At 27.7% G+C, this 1,143-nt stretch carries 1 protein-coding gene; it reads right to left on the bottom strand.

What is annotated here, in order from left to right; translation table 11 throughout:
* Positions 1 to 283 precede the first annotated feature (283 nt).
* Positions 284 to 505: a Flp family type IVb pilin gene (locus tag H3S88_RS13070; RefSeq protein WP_198229211.1), complete on the bottom strand. Its 222-nt coding sequence runs from the start codon at positions 503 to 505 to the stop codon at positions 284 to 286.
* Positions 506 to 1,143: the final 638 nt, after the last annotated feature.

The raw sequence follows: 1,143 nt of genomic DNA on the forward strand, positions 1-1,143 counted from the left end.
TATATTTTTACTAAAACATCATTAAATTTTTCAAATTAGATAAAAGGTAAAAGAGGTAATGCTGATATGAGTAATAAAATAATCTGATCTTAAAAGGCTAAAAAGCGGGCGCAATATCTAAACAAATTAGGCTTTGGATTAAAACTTATTGTATATGCTGTTATTTATATTTACCCCATGATTAGCAACGGGTTATCTTATAATTTGACATGATAACAAAAAACCAAAAATAATAAACCACCTCTTTTAAAGGGGTGGTTTATATCACCATAACAATCAAATATTATGATTGTATAATGTTAGTTAATTTAGATTGTAAAGAAGTAAATACATCACTTATCATAAAGTAAACAGGGCCACCATAGCTGCTACAGACAGTAAAAATGACTGCCGAAACACCTGCTGCAACAATTGCATATTCAATTGCTGTTACACCGCGTTCATTTTTGTTAAATTTATTTGTAAATTTTTTTACTTGCGCACGAACTGCTGATAAATACATCATAATAACTTTCTCCTTTAATTTTACATTATTTTTAATATTATTTTCACTTTCTTGTTAGAAAGTTTTCATATTATATGCAATCTAATGTAACCTTACTAGCATCAAATGTGATTCTGATTTTTATATTAATTTAATTAAAATTTAACTATTGTGAGCACAAAAAGAGAATTGTTTACAATGAATAAGTTAATAGATACCTATACACTAGAAAAATAGAATTCACTAAAACAACATTAAATATTTTAAATTGGATAAGAGGTAAAAGAGGTAATGCTGATATGAGTAATAAAATAATCTGATATTAAAAGACTAAGATGCAGATGCAGATGCAGATGCAGATGCAGATGCAATATTTAAACAAACGAGGCTTTAGACTAAAACTTATTATATATCATTCTGTTATTTGTATTTACGGCATGATTTGCAACGGGTTATCTTATAATTTGACATGATAACAAACCACCAAAAACAATAAACCACCCCTTTTAAAGGAGTGGTTTATATCACCAATAACAATCAAATATTATGATTGAATAATGCCATTTAATTTAGTTTGTAAAGTAGAAAATACATCAGTTAGCATATCGTGAACAGGACCACTGGTACCGTTAAAGATAACCAAAATCACTGCTGAAACA

The sequence above is a fragment of the Gilliamella sp. B14448G11 genome (genome assembly GCF_016101765.1).
Classification (GTDB): Bacteria; Pseudomonadota; Gammaproteobacteria; order Enterobacterales; family Orbaceae; genus Gilliamella; species Gilliamella apicola_N.